Origin of the sequence: Romboutsia lituseburensis, assembly GCF_024723825.1 — a bacterium.
In the GTDB taxonomy this organism is placed as follows: domain Bacteria; phylum Bacillota; class Clostridia; order Peptostreptococcales; family Peptostreptococcaceae; genus Romboutsia_F; species Romboutsia_F lituseburensis_A.
In genome coordinates, this window is sequence record NZ_JANQBQ010000001.1 from 2,645,728 (window position 1) to 2,670,980 (window position 25,253).

Annotated in this window: 21 protein-coding genes; 16 read left to right on the plus strand and 5 right to left on the minus strand. The window is 30.2% G+C overall.

The genetic code is table 11. From position 1 onward, the window contains the following. The first annotated feature begins 166 nt into the window (after window positions 1–166). From NWE74_RS13015 to hprK, 3 genes are all read left to right on the plus strand, one after another. Window positions 167–1,804 carry an ABC transporter substrate-binding protein gene (locus NWE74_RS13015; RefSeq protein ID WP_258243433.1) on the plus strand — a complete coding sequence of 546 codons (1,638 nt, stop codon included), beginning with the start codon at window positions 167–169 and terminating at the stop codon, window positions 1,802–1,804. A gap of 108 nt (window positions 1,805–1,912) precedes the next feature. Next, on the plus strand, window positions 1,913–3,724 hold the full coding sequence (gene uvrC / locus NWE74_RS13020; protein WP_258243434.1) for an excinuclease ABC subunit UvrC: 1,812 nt from the start codon (window positions 1,913–1,915) through the stop codon (window positions 3,722–3,724). Between the two features lie 7 nt (window positions 3,725–3,731). Next, a complete protein-coding gene (hprK, locus tag NWE74_RS13025) occupies window positions 3,732–4,667 on the plus strand; it encodes an HPr(Ser) kinase/phosphatase (RefSeq protein ID WP_092727124.1) in 936 nt (311 codons plus the stop codon). Between the two features lie 69 nt (window positions 4,668–4,736). Here hprK and NWE74_RS13030 read toward each other — a convergent pair whose 3' ends face one another. The 3 genes from NWE74_RS13030 to NWE74_RS13040 are packed head-to-tail and all read right to left on the minus strand — an operon-like array spanning window position 4,737 to window position 8,941. Further along, window positions 4,737–6,530 (minus strand): NADH-dependent [FeFe] hydrogenase, group A6, encoded by a 1,794-nt coding sequence (locus NWE74_RS13030; RefSeq protein WP_258243435.1) that lies wholly within the window; start codon window positions 6,528–6,530, stop codon window positions 4,737–4,739. 20 nt (window positions 6,531–6,550) lie between these two features. Continuing rightward, window positions 6,551–8,431 (minus strand): NADH-quinone oxidoreductase subunit NuoF, encoded by a 1,881-nt coding sequence (locus NWE74_RS13035; RefSeq protein ID WP_258243436.1) that lies wholly within the window; start codon window positions 8,429–8,431, stop codon window positions 6,551–6,553. A gap of 12 nt (window positions 8,432–8,443) precedes the next feature. Beyond that, window positions 8,444–8,941, minus strand: a complete 498-nt coding sequence (locus tag NWE74_RS13040) for an NAD(P)H-dependent oxidoreductase subunit E (protein ID WP_258243437.1) — start codon at window positions 8,939–8,941, stop codon at window positions 8,444–8,446. 402 nt (window positions 8,942–9,343) lie between these two features. Here NWE74_RS13040 and mobA point away from each other — a divergent pair, with 402 nt between their 5' ends. The 6 genes from mobA to NWE74_RS13070 all read left to right on the plus strand — a co-directional run bounded on the left by mobA (window position 9,344) and on the right by NWE74_RS13070 (window position 16,245). After that, the gene (mobA, locus tag NWE74_RS13045) at window positions 9,344–9,973 is read left to right on the plus strand and encodes a molybdenum cofactor guanylyltransferase (RefSeq protein ID WP_258243438.1); all 630 of its coding nucleotides are present in this window, start codon (window positions 9,344–9,346) and stop codon (window positions 9,971–9,973) included. A 235-nt stretch (window positions 9,974–10,208) separates the two neighbouring features. Continuing rightward, on the plus strand, window positions 10,209–12,353 hold the full coding sequence (gene fdhF / locus NWE74_RS13050) for a formate dehydrogenase subunit alpha (protein ID WP_258243439.1): 2,145 nt from the start codon (window positions 10,209–10,211) through the stop codon (window positions 12,351–12,353). A gap of 44 nt (window positions 12,354–12,397) precedes the next feature. Beyond that, window positions 12,398–13,726 carry a formate dehydrogenase accessory sulfurtransferase FdhD gene (gene fdhD / locus NWE74_RS13055; RefSeq protein WP_258243440.1) on the plus strand — a complete coding sequence of 443 codons (1,329 nt, stop codon included), beginning with the start codon at window positions 12,398–12,400 and terminating at the stop codon, window positions 13,724–13,726. Between the two features lie 41 nt (window positions 13,727–13,767). After that, entirely contained in the window at window positions 13,768–14,319 is a 552-nt protein-coding gene (locus tag NWE74_RS13060; protein ID WP_258243441.1) for a 4Fe-4S dicluster domain-containing protein, read from the plus strand. Between the two features lie 22 nt (window positions 14,320–14,341). Then, a complete protein-coding gene (locus tag NWE74_RS13065) occupies window positions 14,342–15,718 on the plus strand; it encodes a [FeFe] hydrogenase, group A (protein ID WP_258243442.1) in 1,377 nt (458 codons plus the stop codon). Between the two features lie 2 nt (window positions 15,719–15,720). Beyond that, window positions 15,721–16,245 (plus strand): 4Fe-4S dicluster domain-containing protein, encoded by a 525-nt coding sequence (locus NWE74_RS13070; protein WP_258243443.1) that lies wholly within the window; start codon window positions 15,721–15,723, stop codon window positions 16,243–16,245. A gap of 56 nt (window positions 16,246–16,301) precedes the next feature. Here the strand turns inward: NWE74_RS13070 and cls are convergent, their stop codons facing one another. Together cls and NWE74_RS13080 are read right to left on the minus strand one after the other, a co-directional pair. Further along, window positions 16,302–17,795 (minus strand): cardiolipin synthase, encoded by a 1,494-nt coding sequence (gene cls, locus NWE74_RS13075; RefSeq protein ID WP_258243444.1) that lies wholly within the window; start codon window positions 17,793–17,795, stop codon window positions 16,302–16,304. A 178-nt stretch (window positions 17,796–17,973) separates the two neighbouring features. Next, entirely contained in the window at window positions 17,974–18,846 is an 873-nt protein-coding gene (locus NWE74_RS13080; protein WP_258243445.1) for a formate/nitrite transporter family protein, read from the minus strand. Window positions 18,847–19,157: 311 nt separating this feature from the next. On the opposite strand from NWE74_RS13080, the gene NWE74_RS13085 reads away from it, so the two are divergent. The 7 genes from NWE74_RS13085 to whiA all read left to right on the plus strand — a co-directional run bounded on the left by NWE74_RS13085 (window position 19,158) and on the right by whiA (window position 25,199). Then, window positions 19,158–19,946, plus strand: coding sequence for a formate/nitrite transporter family protein (locus NWE74_RS13085; RefSeq protein WP_258243446.1), 789 nt, complete (start codon window positions 19,158–19,160; stop codon window positions 19,944–19,946). A gap of 172 nt (window positions 19,947–20,118) precedes the next feature. Then, window positions 20,119–21,033, plus strand: coding sequence for a UDP-N-acetylmuramate dehydrogenase (gene murB / locus NWE74_RS13090; protein WP_258243447.1), 915 nt, complete (start codon window positions 20,119–20,121; stop codon window positions 21,031–21,033). Between the two features lie 2 nt (window positions 21,034–21,035). Continuing rightward, window positions 21,036–21,749, plus strand: a complete 714-nt coding sequence (locus tag NWE74_RS13095; RefSeq protein WP_258243448.1) for a PHP domain-containing protein — start codon at window positions 21,036–21,038, stop codon at window positions 21,747–21,749. Between the two features lie 17 nt (window positions 21,750–21,766). After that, a complete protein-coding gene (gene rapZ / locus NWE74_RS13100) occupies window positions 21,767–22,624 on the plus strand; it encodes an RNase adapter RapZ (RefSeq protein ID WP_258243449.1) in 858 nt (285 codons plus the stop codon). A gap of 13 nt (window positions 22,625–22,637) precedes the next feature. Next, window positions 22,638–23,750: a gluconeogenesis factor YvcK family protein gene (locus NWE74_RS13105; RefSeq protein ID WP_258243450.1), complete on the plus strand. Its 1,113-nt coding sequence runs from the start codon at window positions 22,638–22,640 to the stop codon at window positions 23,748–23,750. A gap of 65 nt (window positions 23,751–23,815) precedes the next feature. Further along, a complete protein-coding gene (locus NWE74_RS13110) occupies window positions 23,816–24,241 on the plus strand; it encodes an NUDIX hydrolase (RefSeq protein ID WP_092726808.1) in 426 nt (141 codons plus the stop codon). Between the two features lie 16 nt (window positions 24,242–24,257). Next, window positions 24,258–25,199 carry a DNA-binding protein WhiA gene (whiA, locus tag NWE74_RS13115; protein ID WP_258243451.1) on the plus strand — a complete coding sequence of 314 codons (942 nt, stop codon included), beginning with the start codon at window positions 24,258–24,260 and terminating at the stop codon, window positions 25,197–25,199. Window positions 25,200–25,253 lie beyond the last annotated feature (54 nt).

A 25,253-nucleotide genomic window follows, 5' to 3' on the forward strand; every position in this document is an offset into this window, starting at 1 on the left:
AAAATAATAGTTAGATAACTTAATATGCGCATAGCCACTAATAGACAATTCTATACAGGCTATGTGCTTTTTATATATAAATTAATAAATATAGATGAGTACATGCATAAATGTACTAAAAAGTCATATGTATAATAAACAATACATTTATAGGGGGATAATAAATATGTTTTTAAAAAGAAAATTAACAGTAATGACGACTATAGTACTAATTGGCTCGAGTTTGCTTGTGGGATGTAGTGGATCTGGAAATACAAGTTCAGGATCTAAAACAGCTACTTCAGCACAAGTGCTAGAAAATGAAAATGCTAGAGCAGCAATAGCTATGTCAATAGATAAACAATCTTATTGTGATGTAATATTAAATAATGGATCAAATCCAATGGATAGGTTTACTCCTTTAAAACTAGCATTAGATAATGGAAAAGATTACGCAGATCTTACAGAGGGAATGGGGTATTCATATAATGAAGAAAGGGCTAAAGATGCTTGGGATAAAGCTAAGAAAGAAGTTGGATTTGATACAACAGAAATGGAAATTATAACATACGATCATGATTTAGGTAAAAGAACTGGAGAATTTATTCAATCAGAGCTATCAGATTTAGAAGGGTTAACAGTAAAGGTTACTAATTTACCATTTAAACAAAAGCTAGATAGAGAGACTAAAGGTAAATTTGATATATCATTTTCAGGATGGGGGGCTGATTATCCAGATCCTTTAACTTTCTTATCTACAATGGAAACTGGAAATCAATTTTCAAAGCAAGTAGGATATGATAATAAAGAATATAATAAATTAATAGAAGAAGCTAAAAAACTTCCAATAGCAGAGGGATATAAGAAATATGCAGAAGCTGAAAAAATGATGTTAGAAGATGCATACTTAGCTCCAATATATCAAAAATCTTCAGCTTACTTAGAAAAAGATTATGTATCAGGGATAGTTAATAATACTTGGGGAGCAGACTACACATACACATATGCAGATGTAAATAAACCAAAAAAAGTTTTAAACTTATCAACTACAGCAGATATACCTTCTATGGATATTAGTAAATCAACAGATCAACAGTCATTCCAAGTTATGAATACTACAATGGAAGGATTAATAAGAGTAGATGCTGATGGGAAAGCTCAACCTGGGGTAGCCGAAAAATGGGAAGTTTCAGAAGATGGATTAACTTGGACTTTCCATTTAAGAAAAAATTCGATATGGTCAGATAAAACTCCAGTAACTGCTAATGACTTTGAATATTCTTGGAAGAGAACTTTAACACCTGAAACAGCATCTGAGTATGCTTATATAATGAATGATATAAAAGGAGCAACAGAAGTTGCAGATAAAGGATTAGAAGGTATAGGAGTAAAAGCATTAGATGACTATACACTAGAAGTTAAACTAGTTAGACCGGTACCATATTTCCCACAATTAACATCATTCCAAGTATTCTTCCCACAAAAACAAGACTTTGTTGAGAAGTGTGGAGAAAAATATGGAACAGGAGCAGAATATCAACTTTATAATGGACCATTTACATTAACAAGCTGGAAAATGGAAGATCAATATATAATGTCAAAAAATCCTACTTACTGGAATGCATCTAATGTTAAATTAGAAAAAATAAATACAAAAGTAGTTAAGGATACAGGTGCAGAAGTTAACTTATATGAAGATGGTCAAATAGATAGAGCAGTATTAAGCTCAGATTTTGTAGACAAATATAAAGATAGTAAAGAACTTAAAACAAGAGAAACAGCAACTACTTTTATGCTACAAATAAATGGATTAAACCATAAGTAAGTATTAAAATATAAAGCGAATAGCCGGCACATATAAACTATGTTGGTTATTCGTTTTTTTGGTTTTGGGGTATAATTAAATTATAATCATTAATTCGGAGGTGAAAATTTGTTTGATATACAAGAACATTTAAAGCAACTGCCAGCTCAGCCTGGAGTTTATTTAATGAAGGATAAAAATGGACAAGTTATATACGTGGGAAAAGCAATATCATTAAAAAATAGAGTAAGACAGTATTTCCAGTCATCTAAAAATCATTCATCTAAAGTTGTTTCTATGGTAAAACATATAAAAAGTTTTGAATATATAATAACAGATTCAGAGCTAGAAGCTTTAATATTAGAGTGTAATTTAATAAAACAATATAGACCTAAATATAATGTTTTATTAAGAGATGATAAAACATATCCTTATATAAAAGTAACAATAAATGAGGACTTTCCACGTGTGTTAAAAGTGAGGAGAGTGTCAAAAGATAAGGCAAAATACTTTGGACCTTATACAAATACATCAGCAGTAAATGATACCCTGGAAATTATAAGAAATACTTATCCTATTAGGACTTGTAATATAGATATAGATAGAGCTATTAAAAACAATATGAGGCCGTGCTTAAATATGCATATAAAAAAATGTGTGGGACCTTGTACTGGAAATGTTAATAAAGATGAATATAATAAAATGGTAGAAGAGATTATATTATTTTTATCGGGCAAAGAGGAGAAGCTCATAGAACTTCTAAAAGAAAAAATGAATAAATGTGCTAGAGACTTTAATTTTGAAGATGCTGCTATGTATAGAGATAAAATTAGAAGCCTAGAAGAAATGATGCAAAAACAAAAGATTGATGCTACTACATCAGATTTAAATCAAGATATTATAGCTATGGCTAGGGCTCATGACGAGGCATGTGTACAAGTTTTCTTTATAAGAAATGGAAAGATAGTAGGACGAGAACATTTCATATTAGAAGGAGTAATGGAAAGTTCAAGAGCATCTATATTAGGTTCATTTGTAAAGCAGTTTTATATGGAGCAAGAATATATACCTAAAGAACTAATAATAGAAGATGAAATAGAAGATAGCTTTGTTTTAGAGGAATGGCTATCAGCTAAAAAAGGTCAAAAGGTAACTATTAGAGTACCGCAAAAGGGAGAGAAAAAAAGCCTAGTTGAAATGGTAAGAAAAAATGCAATAGAATACCTAGAAAAATTTTCAGATTTGAATAAAAGAAAGTATGAAAAAAGTATTGGAGCATTAGATGAATTAAAAGAAATTTTAAACTTAGAAGGGGCACCAAAAAGAATAGAATCATTTGATATATCAAATATACAGGGAGTGGATTCTATTGGATCGATGGTTGTATTTACGGATGGAAAAAAAGATAAAAAAGAATATAGAAGATATAAAATTAAAACTGTTATAGGGCCCAATGATTATGATTCTATGGCGGAAATCGTAGAGAGAAGATTAAAATACGGCAATTTTCCAGATTTAATTCTTTTAGATGGTGGAAAAGGACAAGTTAGTGCTGTAAAAAAAGTATTACAAGCAAATGGTGTAGAAATTCCTCTGTGGGGAATGTATAAGGACGATAAACATAGAACAAAAGGACTTATTTCCCAGGAAAAGGAGATAGAGTTAGATAAAACATCTAATTTGTATAGATTTGTCGCAAGCATTCAAGGAGAAGTTCATAATTATGCAATAACATACCACAGAAGTTTAAGAAATAAATCTTTGACAAAATCAGTATTAGATGATATACAAGGAATAGGAGAAAAAAGAAAAAAAGCGCTATTACATCACTTTAAAGATATTGAAGCTATAAAAAAAGCTACTTTTGAAGAACTACTAGAAGTAGAGGGGATGAATAAAGCTTCTTGTGAAAGTGTGTATGATTTTTTCAGAAAGGGATAAATATAACATGAATTCAATTGATAAAGTTTCAATCAGAGATATGATAAAAGATTTAGATCTATACCCATTATATATGCCTGAAGGTAAAGATTTTTATGTATATTCTCAAGATATAAACAGACCAGGTCTTCAATATGCTGGTTATTTTGAACATTTTCCTTATGATAGAATACAGATAGTAGGAAAAGCAGAATATAATTATTTTAGTTATATAGATGAAGAAACTAGAAGTGACGTTTTAGATAAATTCTTTGCTCATGAAATTCCAGCAATGATAGTAACTAGGGACTTAGAAGTAAGACCCGATGTTATTAAGTATGCTAAAAAGTATGAAAGACCTATTTTGACTACAAAAAGAAATACGACTAGATTTATAAACAGATTATCTAATTATTTAGATGATAGATTGGCTCCTCACACAACGCTACATGGGGTTTTAGTGGATGTATATGGTATAGGTGTTCTTATAAAAGGAGAAAGTAGTATAGGAAAATCTGAGACAGCTTTAGAATTAGTTCAAAGAGGACATAGATTAGTAGCTGATGATGCTGTTGAAATAAGAAAATTAGATGAAAGTATGCTTTTAGGACAGTCTCCAGAATTACTTAGACATTTCTTAGAAATAAGAGGTATAGGTATAATAGATGTTAGAAGTTTATATGGAGTAGGGGCAGTTAAAAATACAAAAACAATAGACTTAGTAGTACATTTAGAATCTTGGGATGAAGATAAATATTACGATAGATTAGGTTTAGATAAAGAGTATGAAGAAATATTAGATATCAATATCGAAAAACTAGTAGTACCAGTTAAGCCTGGAAGAAACACAGCTATGGTAATAGAAGTTGCAGCTATGAACTTCAGACAAAAAGGAATGGGTTATGATGCAGCTCAAGAATTTACAAAAAAGTTATCTAATTTAATAGATACAAAAAATAAATAATAAAAATAATAAAGGATTAACCTAAATATATATTTAAGTTAATCCTTTAAATTTATCAAAATAAGTTAATTATATAGTAGCATCTGCTTCTTTTGAACATGTACATTCATTACATGCATCTTCATAAACAATACTCTTGTCAAAGTAATGAGTGTGTAGATATTTATGAGCAGCTTCACTATAAGGTTCACCTAAGAATTCATTATATAAAGCAACTATTGCAGGATTTTTATGAGATTTACGAAGTTCTTTACTTCCATCTATATCGTATAGTCCTGCAGCTCTTTTCTTAACTATATCATAATCACCGTGATGATATGGTTGACCACCACCAGCAACACATCCACCAGGACAGGCCATTATTTCAATTATATGATACTTAGAGTTTCCATTAGCAACTTCATCCATAACTTTTCTAGCGTTACCTAAGCTACTAGCTATGCATATATTAACTATAGTTCCATCTATATCTATGCTAGCTTCTTTTATGCCCTCTAGGCCTCTTACTTGAGTAAAGTTAACATCATATAATTCTTTATCAGTTACCCATTCATATGCAGTACGAAGAGCAGCTTCTAAAACTCCGCCTGTTGCACCAAATATATCAGCAGCACCTGTTGATTCTCCTAAAGGACTATCAAAAGATTCATCTTCAAGATTTAATAAATCTATACCTGCTTCTTTTATCATTTTAGCAAGTTCTCTAGTAGTTATAGATATATCTACATCAAGTACATTTTCTTGACCTAATTCAGTTCTAGAGCATTCATATTTTTTAGCAACACAAGGCATTACTGATACAACATACATATCTTTAGATTCAACATTTATAACTTTAGATCCAAAATAGTTCTTAGCCACGGCACCAAACATTTCCTGTGGAGATTTACAGCTAGATGGTAAATTTAATAACTGAGGATAGTTACCTTCTACAAAATTTATCCAAGCTGGACAGCAGCTAGTTAGTATTGGAAGGTTTTCTCCATCTTTAAGTCTGTGTAAAAATTCAGAAGCTTCTTCTAATATAGTCAAGTCAGCTGCAAAGTTTGTATCAAATACATATTTAAATCCTAAAGCTCTTAATGCAGCTACCATTTTACCTGTAGATATAGCTCCTGGTTCTAAACCAAATTCTTCACCAATAGCAACTCTTACAGCTGGAGCGACTTGAACTACAACTGTTTTTTCATTTTGGTCTAAAGCATTCCAAACTACAGGAATATTATTTACTTCAGTTAAAGCACCTGTAGGACAAACTGCTACACATTGGCCACAGTAAGTACATTCTGTATCACACAAACTAGCATTAAAGAATGTACCAACTTCAGTATTAAATCCACGGTTTATACCAGATAAAACTCCAACAGTTTGAACTTCATTACACATAGTTTCACATCTTCTACATAATATACATTTATCGTGATCTTTAACTATAGACTTAGATGATGTATCTTTAGGAGCGCATGATTTTTCTCCTTTGAATTTTATTTCCCTAATACCTAAATCGGCAGCTATAGCTTGTAATTCACAATTTCCATTTTTATCGCAAGATAAACAATCTTGAGGATGATCTGATAATAATAATTGAACAACATTTTTACGAGCCCTTAAAGCTTCTTTAGTATTTGTTTGAACGTTCATACCTTCTTTAACAAGAGTTCCACAAGCAGGCACTAATCCTCTACCGGCACTAACCATACATACACGACAAGATGCACATTGGTTAACCATGTTTATTTCATTCATATTTAAATGACAAAGATTAGGTATTTTAACATTTACTTGTTTAGCGGCTTCTAGTATAGTAGTACCTTTTGGTACTGATACAGGTTTACTATTTATAGTTAAGTTAACTAAACTCATTAATATCCCCCCAAAATAAATTATTGTTTGATGATAGCATTGAATTTACAGCTATCCATACAAGCACCACATTTTAAGCACTTAGTAGTATCTATTTCATGTTTTTCTTTAACTTTACCAGTTATGCAACCAGCAGGACAAACTTTAGTACACTTAGTACATCCCTTACAGGTATCTGTTATTACGTAGTCTAATAAAGATTGACATTTACCAGCAGGACATTTTTTATCTACAACATGAGCTAAATACTCATCATAGAAATTATTTAAAGTACTTAAAACAGGGTTAGGAGCACATTTTCCAAGTCCGCATAGAGAAGTATTTTTTATTGTAGTTGCTAGTTCTTTTAAATCAACTAAATCTTGTTCAGTTCCTTTTCCTTCAGTTATTTTTTCTAACATTTCTAGTAACCTTTTATTACCTATACGGCAAGGTGTACATTTACCGCAAGATTCTTCAACCGTAAATTCTAAGAAAAACTTACAGATATCAACCATACAATCAGAATCATCTAGAACAAGCATACCTCCAGAACCCATCATAGAACCTATAGAACTTAAAGATTTAAAATCAATAGGAGTATCTAGATTGTTTGAAGCTATACATCCACCAGAGGGACCTCCAGTTTGAACAGCTTTGAAACTTCTTCCGTCAGGTATACCGCCACCTATTTCATAAACTATTTCTCTTAAAGTAGTACCCATCGGTACTTCAACAAGACCAACATTGTTTATTTTTCCTCCAAGAGCAAATACTTTAGTTCCAGAAGAATCTTGAGTGCCATATTCAGTAAACCAAGAAGCTCCTTTATTGATTATCGCAGGTATATTAGCGAATGTTTCAACATTATTTAAGCAGGTAGGTTTATCCCAAAGACCACGTTTAGAAGAACTGTAAGTCTTCATTCTTGGCTCTCCACGTTTACCTTCAATAGAGTTTATTAAAGCAGTACCTTCACCGCAAACAAAAGCTCCTGCACCGTATTTTAGTTCTATATTAAAATTAAAATTACTTCCTAATATATTTTCACCTAAAACCCCAGCTTCTTCAGCTTGAGCTATAGCAGTTTTTAATCTTTCAATAGCTAAGGGATATTCAGCTCTTATATAAATATATCCTGTATCAGCTCCTATAGAATAACCACATATAGCCATAGCCTCTAATACACTATGAGGATCACCTTCAAGTATAGATCTATCCATGAAAGCACCTGGGTCACCTTCATCAGCATTACAGACAACATATTTTTTACCAGGAGATGTTTGAGCAGTAGACTCCCATTTTATACCTGTAGGGAAACCAGCTCCACCTCTACCTCTAAGCCCTGAAGCTTTAACCTCAGCTATAACTTCATCTGGAGTTAATTCATTAATACATTTACCTAAAGCTATATATCCATCGCATCCTATGTATTCATTAACATTTTCGGGGTTTATATGTCCGCAATTTCTTAAAGCAACACGAGATTGTTTTTTATAAAAAGACATATCATCATGCTTTTCAACTTTTTTATGATCAAGAGATGGTTCTTCAAATAACAATCTCTCAACAACTTTATGATTAACTAAGTGCTCATTAACAATCTCTTTAGCATCATTAGGCGTTACTTGAACATAAAAAACATTATCAGGGAATACCTTAACTATTGGACCTTTAGCACAGAAACCAAAGCAACCAGTTAGATGAACTTCGGCACTATTTTCTAATCCTACATTTTTAATTTCAGATCTAAGATTTTCTATTATTTTTATACTGTCTGCAGAAGTACATCCTGTACCTCCACAAACAAGTATCTCTCTCTTAGTAAGATTTTCTTTAGTATGATTTTCTCTCATATCAAGAGCAGGTTTTAACTCAGACACTAAATTTTTTAACTCATCAAATGATTTTATCTTACTCATTCTACATCCCCCTTAGCAATTTAATTCTAAATCTTTATAGTGGTCTAGTATTTCTGTAACTTGCTCTGGCTTAACCTGTCCATAAACCTTTCCATTTACTACAACTACTGGAGCAAGTCCGCATGCACCAACACATCTTAATCCCTCAAGAGAGAATTTAAGATCACTAGTAGTTTCTCCTGCTTTAATACCAAGTTGTTTTTCAAATTCAGCTAGTATTTTATCTGCCCCTTTAACGAAACATACAGTACCTAAGCAAACACTAATTTTATAATCTCCTCTTGGCTCCGTTGTAAAATAAGAATAAAAACTTACAACACCATAAACTTTAGAAGGAGATATGTCTAAAGCCTTAGCTATATAAAGTTGTACTTCTTTAGGTAGATATCCAAAGATACCTTGTGCATGATGTAGTACTTGAATCAAAGTACCTTTTTTAGATGGAAGAGCATCAATGAAGCTATCTAATTGCTCAAATAATTTCTTATTGCATGAAATGAAATCACACATAAAAATCCCCCTTTGGTTTTAAATTTATTAATTGGATTAAAAAAATGTAACGAATTATTAAAGATAGGTAATGGTATGAATAAATAATAGAGATATATAATACCTGAATTTAATCAAATTATTAGGATGTATTTAAATATATTATAATATATAAAATATTATGAATGGTATAAAATATTTAAATATTCAAAATATTTAATGGGTTATATTTGATAAGTTTTGCTAAGGTCATACACAATTACAGTCATATATTAAAATTTATTTATAAAATTATATTATACAAATATAACATATTTCAACACAATAAATATATATTATAATTTACGTAAGATAGCTAATTTAATATTACTTTATTTACAATATAAAAAGCAATCTTAAAATTAAAAAGTTAGGATGATATATATGGATATTTTTAATACAGCTATAATTCTAGCTGGAGGAAGAAGTTTAAGGATGAAATTTGATAAACAATTTCTAGTTATAGATAACGAACGCTTAATGTATAAAGTTATAAAAAATCTAGAAAAACACTTTAAAGAGATAATAATAGTAACAAATAAACCCGATATGTACGAAAATGGTAAATATACAATTATTTGTGATGATATAAAAAATGTAGGACCTTTAGGGGGGATATTGGCGGGATTAAGCACAAGTAAAAGTCAGTACTCTTATATAGTAGCTTGTGACATGCCAAATATAGATGATTATTATATAAATTATCTGAAAAATAAAATAGTAGAAGACTTAAATACAGAAAGAGAATATAGTGTATATATATCAAATATAAAAGGTAAGACTCAATTCTTTCATGGATTTTATAAGAATTCATTAAAAGATAACTTATATACATATATTTATAATGAAAAATCTAAATCAATTAAAAGCTTCTTAAATTTACAAGACATAAAAGCTAATGTTATATACGATGAAGAATTTAAGCAAAATGGATTTAATGAAGATATCTATATAAACTTAAATACTCAAGAAGACCTAAAAAAATATATAGAGAAAAATCATACATTATATTAAATAAAAAGATAGTTAGATTCTGAAACATTAAAGGGATTTAAAGTACTTTTATTGAATATAAATTAATTTATATGGCTTTTTATAAGGTCGATTTAAGACAAGCATTGTAAAAAATAATCAAATACTTAGTGCGATTTTAGATTACTTCTATATTAACGACAAATTTATTTTTCATCTATAGACAAGAAGTATTTAAAATAAATTTACTCAAAAAACTTGAGGGGGAGGATTGTCAATGGAGAATAAAGTGTTAACAGTTTGTCCTTACTGTGGTGCTGGTTGTCAACTATATTTAGTAGTAGAAAATAATAAAATAGTAAGAGCAGAACCCGCAAATGGAAGAACTAATGAAGGTAATTTGTGTCTAAAGGGACACTATGGATGGGACTTTTTAAATGATCCTAAAATTTTAACTTCTAGATTAAAAAAGCCTATGATAAGAAAAAAAGGACAATTAGAAGAAGTAGAGTGGGATGAAGCAATAAGCTATACAGCATCTAGATTGAGTGAAATAAAAGAAAAATATGGACCAGATGCCATAATGGGAACAGGTTCAGCAAGAGGTCCAGGAAATGAAGCAAACTATATAATGCAAAAATTTATGAGAGCTGCAATTGGTACAAATAACGTTGACCATTGCGCACGTGTTTGACATGCACCATCAGTAGCCGGTCTGGCTTACTCGTTAGGTAATGGAGCAATGTCAAACTCTATACCAGAAATAGAAAATAGTGATTTGCTTTTTGTATTTGGATATAATGGAGCAGACTCACATCCAATAGTTGCAAGAAGAATAGTAAGAGCAAAAGAAAAAGGAGCAAAAATTATAGTAACAGATCCTAGAATTACAGAGTCAGCAAGAATATCAGATTTACATTTACCTATAAAAGGTGGAACTAATATGATTTTAGTTAATGCATTTGGACATGTATTAATAGAAGAAGAGTTGTATGATAAAAGATTTGTTGAACAAAATACAGTAGGATTTGAAGAATATAAAGAAATTGTAAAAAAATATACACCTGAATATGCTGAAAAAATAACAAAAGTTCCAGCAAATTTAATTAGAAAAGCTATGAGAGAATATGCAAAGGCTAAAAATGCTATGATTCTTTATGGAATGGGTGTAACTCAATTTGGCCAAGCTGTAGATGTTGTTAAGGGATTAGCATCACTTGCACTTCTTACGGGTAATTTTGGTAGAGAAAGTGTTGGTATAGGTCCAGTTCGTGGACAAAACAATGTACAGGGAGCTTGTGATATGGGAGTTCTTCCTAATGTATATCCAGGTTATCAAAATGTAGTAGACGATAAGGTAAGAGAAAAATTCGAAAATGCTTGGGGAGTGAAATTATCTCCGAATAATGGTTATAGTTTAACTCAGGTTCCACATCTAGTACTTAAGGAACATAAACTTAAAGCATACTATATTTTTGGAGAAGATCCAGTCCAAAGTGACCCAGATGCAGCAGAGGTAAGGGAAACTCTAGATGAGTTAGAATTTGTAATTGTACAAGATATATTTATGAATAAAACAGCACTTCATGCAGATGTAGTTTTACCAGCTACTTCATGGGGAGAACATGATGGGGTTTATACTTGTGCAGATAGAGGATTCCAGTTAATGAGAAAAGCTGTAGAACCAAAAGGTGATGTTAAAACAGATTGGCAGATAATCTGTGACATATCAACAGCAATGGGATATTCGATGAAGTATAAAAATACTAAAGAAATTTGGGATGAAATGAGAAATTTATGCCCAAGTTTTAAAGGAGCTACATATGAAAAAATGGAAGCTCAAGGAAGTGTTCAATGGCCTTGTAGGGATGAAGGTGAACATGATAAAGGAACCAAGTATTTATATGAAGGTGAAGTGTTCTCAACTCCAAGTGGAAAAGCGAATTTATTTGCAACAGAATGGAGACCACCTATGGAAGTTGAGGATGATGAATATCCGTTTAGTTTATGTACGGTAAGAGAAGTAGGGCATTATTCTGTAAGAACTATGACAGGTAACTGTAGAGCTCTTGCTAAGCTAGAGGATGAACCAGGGTATCTTCAAATAAATGAAGAAGATGCAACTAATTTAGGTATTGAAGATGGAGAACTTATAAGGGTAAGTTCAAGAAGAGGAAGTGTAGTAACTAGAGCATTAGTGACAGATAGAGTTAATAAAGGTGCTACATATATGACATATCAGTGGTGGATAGGTGCATGTAATGAACTAACAATAGCTAATTTAGATCCAATATCTAAAACACCGGAATATAAGTATTGTGCAATAAAAGTTGAAAAGATAGAAGATCAAGATAAAGCAGAACAATTTATTAAAGATGAGTATATAAAAATAAGAAAACAAATGCTTATTGAAAATGCTTAAATTATTGAAAATGACATAGAAACTACTAGAAAGGTATAAGACAAATGAAAAATATATATCCAACATCAGATAAGATCATTATATCAATAGTATCTACTAAATCAGGAATGGGAAAAACAACTCTGGTAGAATCATTAATAAAAAAATTTAAAGAAAAAGGCTATAGAGTAGGTGCATTAAAGCATGATGCTCATAAATTTGAAGTAGATAAAAAGGGAAAGGATAGCTATAAATTTACACAAGCTGGAGCACAAGAAGTTGTACTAGCATCAAAGGAAAAAATAGCATTAATGAAATTGTTAAATAAAGAAGAAAGAATAGATAATATTGTTAAATTATTTAATGATGTTGATATTATTTTTACAGAAGGTTTCAAAAACAATAATTTTCCTAAGATTGAAGTACATAGAAAATCAGTAGATAATAAATTTTTATTCAATGATGAAAAGTTTAAAAAAGGAACTTTTCTTGCTCTAGCAACAGATGAAAATGTTGAAGGTATATTAAATTTAGATTTAAATAATATAGAAAAAATAGTATCATTTATAGAATCTTTTATATTTAAAAATCAACAATTACAAAAAGAAAATCAGAAAAATATTTTAACTCATTATAAATATGAGGATTTATATAAGAAGTCAATTATTAAAATAGAAAAAGAAAATTTAAAGCATATAGAAGAAGATATAATAGGAGAATACCCACTTAGCCTTATATTAAATAAAAACTATCATAGCACGTTTTTATGTACACCAAGAGATATAAAACCGCTAATAGTCGGCTTTTTAGCAACTAAAGGTTATATAAAAAATAAAAATAATATTAAAAAGATAGAAATCAATGAGTTAGAATCAATAGTAAATGTAGAAATATCTAATGAAGAACATGAAAATTTAAATAAAGAAATGATATTTTTAAATTCATTAAACTATATAGAATGTGAAAAGGTATCAAATGGCAATGTTAATATAGAGATAGAGACTATATATGAAATAATGGATAAAAATTTAAATTCATCTAAATTATTTAAAGATACCGGAGGAGTACATAGTGTTTCTATATTTAATCAAAACAAGGCTGTAATAACTTGTGAAGATGTAGCACGACATAATGCAATGGATAAAGCTATAGGACATTGTATATTAGAAGGTATTAACTTGAAAGATAAAATTATTTTAGTAAGTGGCAGAATTTCATTAGAAATGATGCTTAAGGCAGCTCAAATGCAAATACCTGTAATCATATCAAAATCAGCACCTACGAACTTATCAATAGAACTAGCAAATAAATTAAATATAACTCTTATAGGCTTTGTAAGAGGAGAAAGAATGAATATTTATACAAATCCTCAGAGAGTATTAATTAAAGTTTAAAGAGAAGTATTAAATACTTTTAAGAAGGGAAATAGGGGAATATGAAAAATCAAATAGGTTCATTTGTAATAGCAGACCCAAATAAGTGCACAGGATGTAGATCTTGTGAACTTGCATGTTTTGCAACTCACAACGAAGAGAATAACATTGGGTATACAGTTGGAACAGTAGAAACACCGGTAATACCTAGGCTGTATTTAGTTAAAGATGAAAAGTTTTATATGCCAATACAATGTAGACAATGTGAGCATGCTCCTTGCTTAAATACATGTCCTGTAAATGCAATTAAAAAAGATAATAATGTCATGATGGTTAATGAAGAAAAGTGCATCGGATGTAAGACATGTTTAGTTGCATGTCCTTTTGGAGCGATAGATTTACTGCCTCAATATAAAGACGGAGAAGAGGTTGAGCAAACAGCATTAAAAGAAAGCAATAAAGTAGCATATAAGTGTGATTTATGTAAGGACAAAGAAAAAATAGCTTGTGTAAACGCATGTCCACAACAAGCCCTAAAACTAGTTACACCTATGGATGATAAAAAAGCTAAAAATAGAAAAGCAGCAGCAAGTTTACTAATGGCGAATAAATAAAATAAGTTAAGGGGGAGCGTTTATGATAGTTGATATAGATAAAGATTTGTGCACAGGATGTAGAGAATGTATTAAAGTCTGTCCTGTGGATGCAATTGAAGGAGCTCAGGGAAAACCACAACAAATAAATGTTGATAAGTGTATAATATGTGGACAGTGTGTACAAGTATGCAAGTCGTATGCATCTATAATAGATGAAAGTATTGAATTTGTGGATAATAAAAGAAGTGAAAGAAAAATTCCAGCAATTATAAAAGAGCCTATGTTTGCAGCATACAATAAATGTGATGTAGATAAGGTTAAAAAAGCACTACAAGATCCAAATATTTTTACTATAGTCCAATGTGCTCCAGCTGTAAGAGTGGCACTTAGTGAAGATTTTGGATATGATTTGGGAGAATTAACACCAGAAAAAATGGCATCTGCATTAAAAGCATTAAAATTTGATAGAGTTTATGATACAAACTTTGCAGCAGATTTAACTATAATGGAAGAAGGTACAGAGTTAATAAAAAGGGTAACAGACAAAGAGAACTTACCAATGTTTACATCATGCTGTCCTGCGTGGGTTAAATTTATGGAAGATAACTATCCAGAATTAACAAATCATTTATCTTCATGTAAATCTCCACAACAAATGGCAGGGGTAGTATTTAAAACTTATGGAGCAAAAATTAATAATATAGATCCATCAAATATATGTAGTATATCTATTATGCCTTGCACTTGTAAAAAATTTGAATGTGATAGAGAAGAAATGAATTCTAGTGGGTACAAAGATGTAGATATAGTTTTAACAACTAGAGAGTTAGCTTATCTAATAAAGGATATGGATGTAGACTTTAAAAATCTAAAAGAAGCGAAATTTGAATCACCTTTAGGTGAATATAGTGGAGCTGGTACTATATTTGGTGTAACAGGTGGTGTTATGGAGGCTGCCATAAGAACAGGATATGAGCTTATCACTAAAAAAAGTATACCAAGTGTAGATGTAGTAGAAGTTAGAGGAACTGAGGGCTTTAGAGAAAAACAAATAAAAGTAGGAGATCTTAATTTAAAAGTAGGAGTTGTAACAGGGCTTAAAAATGTAATCCCAGTACTTGAGAAATTAAAAGCTGGAAATCTAAATTTAGATTTCATAGAGGTAATGACTTGTCCAGTAGGATGTGTAAGTGGCGGGGGTCAGCCTAAAGTATTGCTAGAAGAGTATAGATTAGCAGCATATGAAAATAGAATTAAGTCAACTTATAGTCACGATGAAAGCTTACCAACAAGAAAATCACATGAGAATTTAGAAATTCAAAAGATGTATAATGAATATTTAGGAGAGCCATTAGGCGAAAAATCACATGACCTTTTACATACTAAATATTGTATAAAGAAGGAGTTGATTAAATAAATATGAACTATTTTGTAATAGCAGATCCTAACAAATGTATAGGATGTAGAACTTGTACAGTAGCATGTGTTGTAGAACATTCTAAAGAAAATATATTTCATCAAAATCCAGATGATATAAATTTTAACCCTAAGCTTGAAGTAATAAAGACTAATAAAGTAAGTGCCCCTATACAGTGTAGACATTGTGAAGATGCTCCATGTTTAAATGTATGCCCTAATAATGCTATAAGCAAATCAAATAATGTGATTAAAATAGATGAAGAGAAGTGTGTAGGATGTAAAACATGTATGTTAGCATGCCCTATAGGTGCTATAGATTTTGCAGTAATAGAAAATTTTGATAAAGAAAAACTGTATTGTGTAGAAAAAATGGTAGCTAATAAGTGTGATTTATGTATTTCATCACCAGATGGTCCTGCGTGCCAAAGGGTATGTCCAACTCAAGCTTTTAAAATAGTAGAAAATTTAGAAGAAAATATAAAAAATAAAAGAAAAGCTTCAATAACGAATTTAAGTAATTTATAACAAAAAATATCCTTTCACTATATACTTTAAATATATATAAGTGAAAGGATATCTTATTATAATACAGGGGATAAAAGTCTAGAAATAGATTCTTTCATCCTTATATTAGTAGGTCTTGAGTTATATAAATCTAAAGTCATTTCTTTAGAATTTAATATATCATTTTCGAATATTAATCTTTGTTTTTTAGCAACCTCAGAAGAATACATAAAAGCATTAACTTCGAAGTTAAGCTCAAAACTTCTTATATCCATATTAGCTGTACCTATAGAGCATATAGCATCATCCATGACTACTGTTTTAGCATGTAAGAAAGATCCTTGATCATAAGTATACACTTTAGCTCCAAACTTAAGCAGTTCTCCAGCGTATGAGCAAGATGCCCAATAAACAAAAGGATGATCTGGTTTAGAAGGTATCATTATTCTTACATCAACACCAGATAAACAAGCTATTTTTAAAGTATCTGTAAGAGTTCTATCTAGAATGAAGTAAGGGCTTTGTATATATACATATTTTTTAGCACCTTGAATCATTTTAATATATCCATATTTTATTTCATCTAATTCAGTAATATCAGGACCACTAGAAACTATTTGAACACCAACATTATTAGAAGTAGAAGATGAAGCTTGCATAGTTATACAACAATCATCATTAAAATACTTATCTAACTCTAAATTCTCTTTAGTAGTATATCTCCAATCTAATATAAATCGTATATTTAAATCTCTTACACAGTCACCTGTGAGTCTAAGATGTGTATCTCTCCAATTACCGAATTTAGAATCTTTACCTAAATATTCGTCCCCAACATTGTTACCACCTACAAAACCTACATTTCCATCTATAACTACTATTTTACGATGATTTCTATAGTTTAAGTTAAAGTTAACAATTTTCATAAATGAAGGGAAAAATGCTCCCACTTTTACACCATTCTTTTTTAATTTAAGAATAGCCTTATCAGAAAATAGTCTACTGCCTACTGCATCATATAAAAGTCTTACTTCGACACCTTCTTTAACTTTATCCAAAAGAATATCTAGAATTTTATTTCCTATTTCATCATCTTTAAAGATATAAAATTGTATGTTTATATATTTTTTAGCTTTTTTTAGCTCATCTAATAAGGAATCAAAAAACTCACTAGATTCAGGATAAATATCAATTGTATTATTATCAGTAAAATGAGCGTTATTTGAATTAGCTAATGCATAAATCATATCTCTATGATTAGCTACATTTGGTTCAAATTCATTAGCAGATTCTAGCTTAACATGAGTATCTAAAATGTTATTTTTTATTATTTTATCTTCAGCCTCTTTTATTTTAAACATATTGTCCTTAGAAATTCCTCTTCCAAAACTAAAGTATAAAATAAATCCTACAGCTGGGATAGTACTTAAAATAAGTATCCAAGCAACCGTTGTTTCAATACTACGTTTCTCTCTAAAAATAAGATTCAAAATAACTAAAAAGTTAATTAGGTACACAGCTGTACCAAGTATTTCATAGCCAGAACCTTTAAAAAAAGATAAGTCTATCAATGTATGACCTCCTTGTTTATTAATATACAATAAATACATTAATATTAATTTAAACGCGATAAATAGTCAAGAAACAAATTAAATAAATATTATTTTACACAAAAATATAAAATAAAAAAGGATGAAATATTGTCATAATTCATCCTTTTGAAATAACTATTTAAGTTTTATTTATAAATTAAGCAGCTTTTTTTTCTTGAGCTGAACTTTCTTCCTTATTGTTAAGGAATATGAAGTAGTAAACACCAGCAACAAATACCGCTCCACCTAATATATTACCTATAGTAACAGGTATTAAGTTATTTACAAATATATTTGGTAAGTTTATAACAGCAGCATCAGCAGCAGTCTTATGAGCAGCATCTAAAAATGCTGGGTTAGATTTACTGAAGAATCCAGCGAATAAGTATCCCATATTTGCAACACTATGCTCAAATCCAGCACATACGAATAAGAATATACCAAAGAATCCAGCTAATAATTTTCCAGCTACATCTTTAGCAGCGTATGTCATCCAAACAGTAGCACAAACTATCCAGTTACATAATATACCAGATGCTATAGCAGCAACCCATGTATATCCAAGTTTACCAACAGCAGTTTTAACTACAACACCACCGTATAATCCATTACTCCAATCAAATACACCTGATAAACTTACAAGGTAAGCAACAAGTACTGCACCAACTAAGTTACCAATCCAAACTAGAGCCCAGTTTTTAAAAGTTTGACCCCAAGTAACCTTTTTCTTTAAAGCAGCTAAAGTAACAAGTATATTACCTGTAAATAAGTCCGCACCAGCTACTAAAACAAACATAAGTCCAGCAGGGAACATAAGTCCAGCAACCATTTTTCCTAACCCGTAAGTAGCAGGATTAGCTAATAAATTATAAGCAGCAGCTATTGATCCTAAAGCACCGAATGCTATATAAGCACCAGCTAAGAAAGCAGAAGCTAAAACTTGCTTTGTAGGTGTATTAGCTTTTTTTATACCAGCTTTAACAGTGTATTCAGCAACTTCAGCAGGCATAAGCATCTTTTTATCTGACATATAAAAGTCCTCCTTAAAATATAAAATATAATATCATAATTCATATAAATTCATTATATGAATATTTTTGTCGAAAACTACAACAGAGATAATTATACAATAAAAAACTAAGTTTGTATACAATAAACAGCTAAACTTATGTTAAATAGTTTTTATAAAAAAATACAAATTTTTTAAAATTAATAAACTAAATATAGCATAAAATCTTAAAAAGGTTTAATGTATACAACTGGATTTTTAACCAAAATATAGGAAAACGGTGTTATAATATTTTTGCAAGCTTATCTATAAATAAATTTGGGGGTGGAATTATGGACAAAAGAATGTTAACACCCGGGGAAATTGCAAGTGCCATAGTAAATGTAAATACAAAAAGAGCTGATTTCTCAGCTAAAAATTGTATCTTATTAGGAATTCTTGCAGGTATTTTTATAGGCTTAGGAGGATTAGGAAACATATTAGTAACTCAAACACTTGGAGGAATTGATGCAGGACTTGCAAGATTTGCAGGTGCAATGATTTTCCCAGTTGGACTTATGCTAGTAGTAATCTGTGGAGCAGAACTATTTACTGGAAATAACTTAATGACTTTAGCTGTTATGGAAAAGAAAATAACAATGGGTAAAGTATTTAGAAACTGGGGACTCGTGTACATAGCAAATTTTATAGGTTCATTATTATTAGTTCTAGTAATATTTTATTCAGCAACGTTAACAGGTGATGCTGCTACTAAAGCTATAGGTGTAGCAGAAGCTAAAGTAAATCTTACAATTACACAAATGTTTTTAAGAGCAATACTATGTAATATGATAGTTGTTTTATCTGTTTGGATGGCTACAGGTGCACAAGATATAATTTCAAAAATATTTGCTTGCTGGTTCCCAATAATGCTATTTGTTTTATGTGGATTTGAGCATAGCGTTGCAAATATGTTTTTTATTCCAATGGGAATGATGTTAGGTGCTAAAGTAACAATGGCCCAGTTAATAACTAATTTAGCGGTTGTTACATTGGGAAATATTGTAGGCGGGGGGATAATTGTTCCTTATATGTATCATAATTGTTATTTAAAAAAGCAAAAAGCAACTAGTACAAATTAAAGAGAAAATTCAAGCGTTGATATAGTTATATCAACGCTTTTTTAATTTATATTAAAGGCTTTTTATATTGTTATTTTTTTTTTAATACATTATTATATATAAATAGATGAAATTAATAATATAGTTAATATAGATAAATAATGAATAAATAGTATAAACTAGGAGGAAATATATGAATAAGGAATATATATATAAATGTTTATTAAATATAGTAGATGAGGAAAACATAAAGATAGATGAACCTATGAAAAAACATGTATCGTTTAGAGTAGGTGGTCCTGCAGATATATTAGTTAAACCAACAACTGAAAAACAATTAAGTGATATAATTAAGTTAATAAAAAAAGAAAACGTTCCATATTTAATTATAGGAAATGGGTCAAATTTACTAATAAAAGATGGTGGAATAAGAGGTGTAGTAATAGAAATATCTAACAATTTCAATCATTTTGAAATAGAAGGGAATAAAGTTAAAATTCAAGCAGGTGCATTACTTTCAGTAGTTGGTAAAGCTGTTCTTAGAGAAGAATTAAAAGGATTCGAGTTTGCAGCTGGTATACCTGGAACACTTGGTGGAGCTTTAGCGATGAATGCCGGTGCTTATGGTGGAGAAATGAAGGATATAGTTAGATCAGTAAAATTAATGGACACTGATGGAAATATATTTGAGTTTACAAATGAAGAGATGCAGTTTGGGTATAGAAGAAGTATACTTTCAAAAACAGATTATATAGTACTATCAGCAGAGGTAGAGTTAGAAAAAGGAAATTATGAAGAAATAAAAGCTACAATGATGGACTTTACACAAAGAAGGGTTACTAAACAACCATTAAGTTTACCGAGTGCAGGAAGTACATTCAAAAGACCAGAGGGTCATTTCGCAGGAAAGCTAATAGAAGATAGTGGACTAAGAGGATTAACATTAAGAGGTGCTCAAGTATCTGAAAAGCATTGTGGATTTGTTGTTAACTTAGGAAATGCAAAAGCTAAAGATTTACTAGAGTTAATGTATGTAGTAAAAAGCACAGTAAATGCAAAATTTGGAATAATGCTTGAGGAAGAAGTTAAAATACTTGGAGAGGATTAACAATGCAAATACTAGCGGATTATCATACACATACAGTGTATAGTCATGGCAAAGGAACAATAGAAGATAACGTAAAAGAAGCCATATCTAAAGGAATAAAGACAATAGGTATATCTGATCATAGTTATAAACATCTAACTTATGGAGTTAAAATTAAAGATATATATAAGATGAGAGAAGAAGTCGATAAATTAAATCTCAAATATTCTAATATAGATATACTTTTAGGTATGGAGTGCAATATATTAGATGAAAGTGGTAATATAGATATAAATGATGAAGTTTCTAGGCTACTAGATTATGTAATGGCTGGTTATCATTTTGGATCAACGCCAACATCTTTAAAAAGTATGCTTAACCATTGTAATAATTATGTGTTAAAGAATGAAAAATCAAAAGAGTATAATACTAAAGCTATAATAAATGCTATGAAAAATAATGATATATTTATAATCACTCATCCAGGAGATAAAGGTGAGGTATATATTGAAGAAATTGCAAAAGTAGCCAAGGATACAGATACTAGATTAGAAATAAATAGTAGCCATAGTTACTTAAATGCAAGCCAGCTAAAGCAAATTAAACATATAGGAAATAAATTTATTATAGGCTCAGATGCACATAGACCAGAAAATGTAGGAAACTTTGAGTTAGCAATGAAAAACATAAGAGAAGCTAACCTAGATTTATCATTAGTAGAAAATATTAAATTATAAATTAAGGGGGAGTATATATGAAATTTGTAATAGTTACAGGTCTTTCAGGATCAGGAAAAAGTGAAACAATGAGAGCTTTAGAGGATATGGGCTTTTATTGTGTAGACAATTTGCCCCCTGCACTAATAACTAAGTTTGCAGAACTTTGCTATCAACCAAACTCAAGCATTGATAAAGTAGCGCTTGGGATAGATATAAGAGGAAGAAAATTCTTTGAAGCTCTTCATGAAAGTTTAAATTACTTAAAAAAAGAAAATTATAAGTATGAAATGTTATACTTAGATTGTTCAGATGATGTTTTATTAAAAAGATATAAGATGACAAGAAGAAATCATCCGTTATCAAGAAATGTGCAAATACCTGAAGGTATAAAAATGGAAAGAACGATAATGGAGCCATTAAAAGAAATATCAGATTGTATAATTGATACAACTAATATGAAGCCTAAAGATTTAAAGGATGAAATAAGAAAAATATATTGTGTAGGTGAAGAAAATAATAAATTAACTATATCAGTAGTATCATTCGGGTTTAAGCATGGAATACCAGCAGACTGTGATTTAGTATTTGATGTTAGATTTTTACCAAATCCATATTATCTAGAAGAATTAAGACCTAAAACAGGTGATGATCAAGAGGTTAGGGATTATGTAATGAATTCAAACATAAGTGAAGAATTTTTCAGTAAGCTAAATGATATGATACAGTTCTTAGTTCCTCAGTATATCGAAGAAGGAAAGCAACATTTAGTAATAGGTATAGGGTGTACAGGAGGAAGACATAGATCCGTGACTATATCAAATCTTATATATGATGAGTTAATTAATAAAGGATATAGAGTGATTAAAAAGCATAGAGACTCTATGTTGAGATAATATGGAGGACAAAATGACAAGTGTATTTATAGTAATAGGGGTAACAGGATGGATTGCGCTGATAATATCTCTATTCTTATATAGAAAAGTAATAAAACAAAAATCACGCTTATTTAATGGGATGAGGCATGAAGATGACTTAGGGCCTAATGTGGTTGTGATTGGAGGAGGAACAGGTCAATCAGTTTTCCTAAGAGGATTAAAGCACTATACACAAAACATTACAGCGATAGTTACAGTTGCAGATGATGGAGGAGGATCTGGTGTTTTAAGAGAAGACTTAGGAATGTTACCACCAGGAGATATAAGAAACTGTCTATTAGCTCTTGCAAATATAGAACCTACTATGGATGAGGTAATGAAATATAGATTTACAGAAGGTGCTTTAAAAGGTCAAAGTTTTGGAAATCTATTTTTAGCAGCCATGAATGGTTTATATGGCAATTTTGAAGTTGCTGTATATAAAATGAGTGAAATATTTGCTATAACAGGTAGAGTTTTACCTGTAACATTAGAAGATATAAAGCTAATTGCTCAACTTAAAAATGGAAATAAGGTTAAGGGAGAATCTATTATACCTAAAGAAGTAAAAAGTCAACAAAGTACTATAGAAAGGGTATACTTAGATCCAGTAGACGTAAAACCTTTGGATGAAGTAATCAATTCTATTGCAAATGCTGATATAATTATTATAGGGCCAGGAAGTTTATATACAAGTATAATACCAAATTTATTGGTAGAAGGAGTAGTAGACGCAATAAAGAAATCTAAGGCTCCTAAAGTATATATATCTAACATAATGACTCAGCCAGGAGAAACAGATAATTATAATGTATTAGATCATGTAAACTCTATAGTAAAGCATACTAAAGAAAACATACTTGATTATGTGATTGCTAATAATGAAGTATTACCTAAAGATATATTTGAAATATATCAAAATGATGGTGCTACACAAGTATTATTAGATAAAGATCAAAAGGAATGTTTAAAAAGTATGGGGGTAAAAGCTATAGAAGAGAATTTGATAGAAATAAAAAATAACTATATTAGGCATGATGCAAATCATATATCGAGTGTAGTTGTTGATTTGGCACTACGTCATAAAAATGACACAGGCAAGTAAAAAAGGATTTTAAAGGTTTATGTAGAAATCCTTATTATTATGTTAGTTTTAAGGAGTGAACATCTATGAGAGAAGAGGTTAGTGCCGGTGGTGTAGTACTGTTTGGCAATGCTATACTTTTGCTTAGAAAATTCAATGGAGATTGGGTTTTACCAAAAGGAAAGGTAGAAGAAGGAGAAAATAGGCAAGAAGCAGCACTAAGAGAAGTGCTAGAAGAAACAGGAGTAAAAGCGGATATATTAAAATATTTGGGTGAAATTCATTATACCTTTAAAGAAAACTGGGATGAAAATAGAGCAGTTCATAAGACTGTTTTCTGGTATCTTATGCAGGCTAGAAGTATGGATACGGTGCCTCAAAAAGAGGAAGGATTTATTGATGCAAAGTTTATACATTTAGACAGAGTTGTAGACTTAGCCAGGTATGATGACGAGAAAGAAATAATAAAGGTAGCTCTACAAGAAATAAAAAAAAGATTAAAAAAGAACTAGTTTATAGGTGATGCACATGTCTTTTTCGGCTGAAACAAAAAATGAACTAGCGAGGATTACATCAGATAACCCTTGCTGCAATATAACAGAATTAGCAGCTTTAGTAAGATTAGCAGGAAGTATACAAATTGTAGGTTATAAAAAATTAAATTTAAAGATCACGACAGAATTAAATTCAATAGCTCGTAAGATATTTAAGCTATTAAAACAAAATTTTGGTATAAATACAACTATTTCAGTTAATAAAAACCAAATGTTAAAAAGAAATAATAGTTATGTTTTAATGGTAACAAGTGAAATGGGAGCAGAAAAGCTTATAAAAGAACTAGGAATATTAGCACCAGGAGACGGGTTTTACACTTTAAATAAAGTTCCAACAAATCTTATAGTGCATGATGAATGTAAAAGGGCATTTATAAGAGGTGCATTTTTAGGTGGAGGATCAATAAGTGATCCAGGCAAAAACTATCACATGGAATTTGTGACAAATAATGAAGATTTCGCTGAGTCTTTGAAAGAATTAATTAATTCTATTGGATTTAATTGTAAAATAGTAGCTAGAAAAAATAATTACGTTGTATATTTAAAAGAAAGTGAACAAATATCAGATTTATTAAGCATAATAGGTGCTCATAATGCTTTGTTAAGTTTACAAAGTACTAAGATAGTAAAAGCTATGAGAAATAATGTTAACCGTATCGTAAATTGTGAAACAGCAAACCTGTCAAAAACTGTAAATGCAGCTGTTAGACAGGTGGAAAATATAAAATTTATACAGGAAATAATAGGTATACATAGCTTACCTGAAAACTTACAGGAAATAGCTAGCCTTAGAGTAGAATATGAGGATCTGTCGCTAAAAGAGTTAGGTGAAATGTTAGAACCACCTATTGGAAAATCTGGAGTAAATCATAGGCTAAGAAAAATAGAAGAAATTGCTAATAAATTAAGAAATTAATAGAAAATATATATGTTTTTTAACAGAAGGAGTTATATTAAAGTATAACTCTTT

Excerpts from the sequence above, each read along its gene's own strand:
- NWE74_RS13015 (WP_258243433.1), top strand. The coding sequence starts at position 167 with ATGTTTTTAAAAAGAAAATTAACAGTAATGACGACTATAGTACTAATT.
- hprK (WP_092727124.1), top strand. The coding sequence starts at position 3,732 with ATGAATTCAATTGATAAAGTTTCAATCAGAGATATGATAAAAGATTTA.
- NWE74_RS13030 (WP_258243435.1), bottom strand. The coding sequence starts at position 6,530 with ATGAGTTTAGTTAACTTAACTATAAATAGTAAACCTGTATCAGTACCA.
- NWE74_RS13035 (WP_258243436.1), bottom strand. The coding sequence starts at position 8,431 with ATGAGTAAGATAAAATCATTTGATGAGTTAAAAAATTTAGTGTCTGAG.
- NWE74_RS13040 (WP_258243437.1), bottom strand. The coding sequence starts at position 8,941 with ATGTGTGATTTCATTTCATGCAATAAGAAATTATTTGAGCAATTAGAT.
- mobA (WP_258243438.1), top strand. The coding sequence starts at position 9,344 with ATGGATATTTTTAATACAGCTATAATTCTAGCTGGAGGAAGAAGTTTA.
- fdhD (WP_258243440.1), top strand. The coding sequence starts at position 12,398 with ATGAAAAATATATATCCAACATCAGATAAGATCATTATATCAATAGTA.
- NWE74_RS13060 (WP_258243441.1), top strand. The coding sequence starts at position 13,768 with ATGAAAAATCAAATAGGTTCATTTGTAATAGCAGACCCAAATAAGTGC.
- NWE74_RS13065 (WP_258243442.1), top strand. The coding sequence starts at position 14,342 with ATGATAGTTGATATAGATAAAGATTTGTGCACAGGATGTAGAGAATGT.
- NWE74_RS13070 (WP_258243443.1), top strand. The coding sequence starts at position 15,721 with ATGAACTATTTTGTAATAGCAGATCCTAACAAATGTATAGGATGTAGA.
- NWE74_RS13080 (WP_258243445.1), bottom strand. The coding sequence starts at position 18,846 with ATGTCAGATAAAAAGATGCTTATGCCTGCTGAAGTTGCTGAATACACT.
- NWE74_RS13085 (WP_258243446.1), top strand. The coding sequence starts at position 19,158 with ATGGACAAAAGAATGTTAACACCCGGGGAAATTGCAAGTGCCATAGTA.
- murB (WP_258243447.1), top strand. The coding sequence starts at position 20,119 with ATGAATAAGGAATATATATATAAATGTTTATTAAATATAGTAGATGAG.
- NWE74_RS13095 (WP_258243448.1), top strand. The coding sequence starts at position 21,036 with ATGCAAATACTAGCGGATTATCATACACATACAGTGTATAGTCATGGC.
- rapZ (WP_258243449.1), top strand. The coding sequence starts at position 21,767 with ATGAAATTTGTAATAGTTACAGGTCTTTCAGGATCAGGAAAAAGTGAA.
- NWE74_RS13105 (WP_258243450.1), top strand. The coding sequence starts at position 22,638 with ATGACAAGTGTATTTATAGTAATAGGGGTAACAGGATGGATTGCGCTG.
- NWE74_RS13110 (WP_092726808.1), top strand. The coding sequence starts at position 23,816 with ATGAGAGAAGAGGTTAGTGCCGGTGGTGTAGTACTGTTTGGCAATGCT.
- whiA (WP_258243451.1), top strand. The coding sequence starts at position 24,258 with ATGTCTTTTTCGGCTGAAACAAAAAATGAACTAGCGAGGATTACATCA.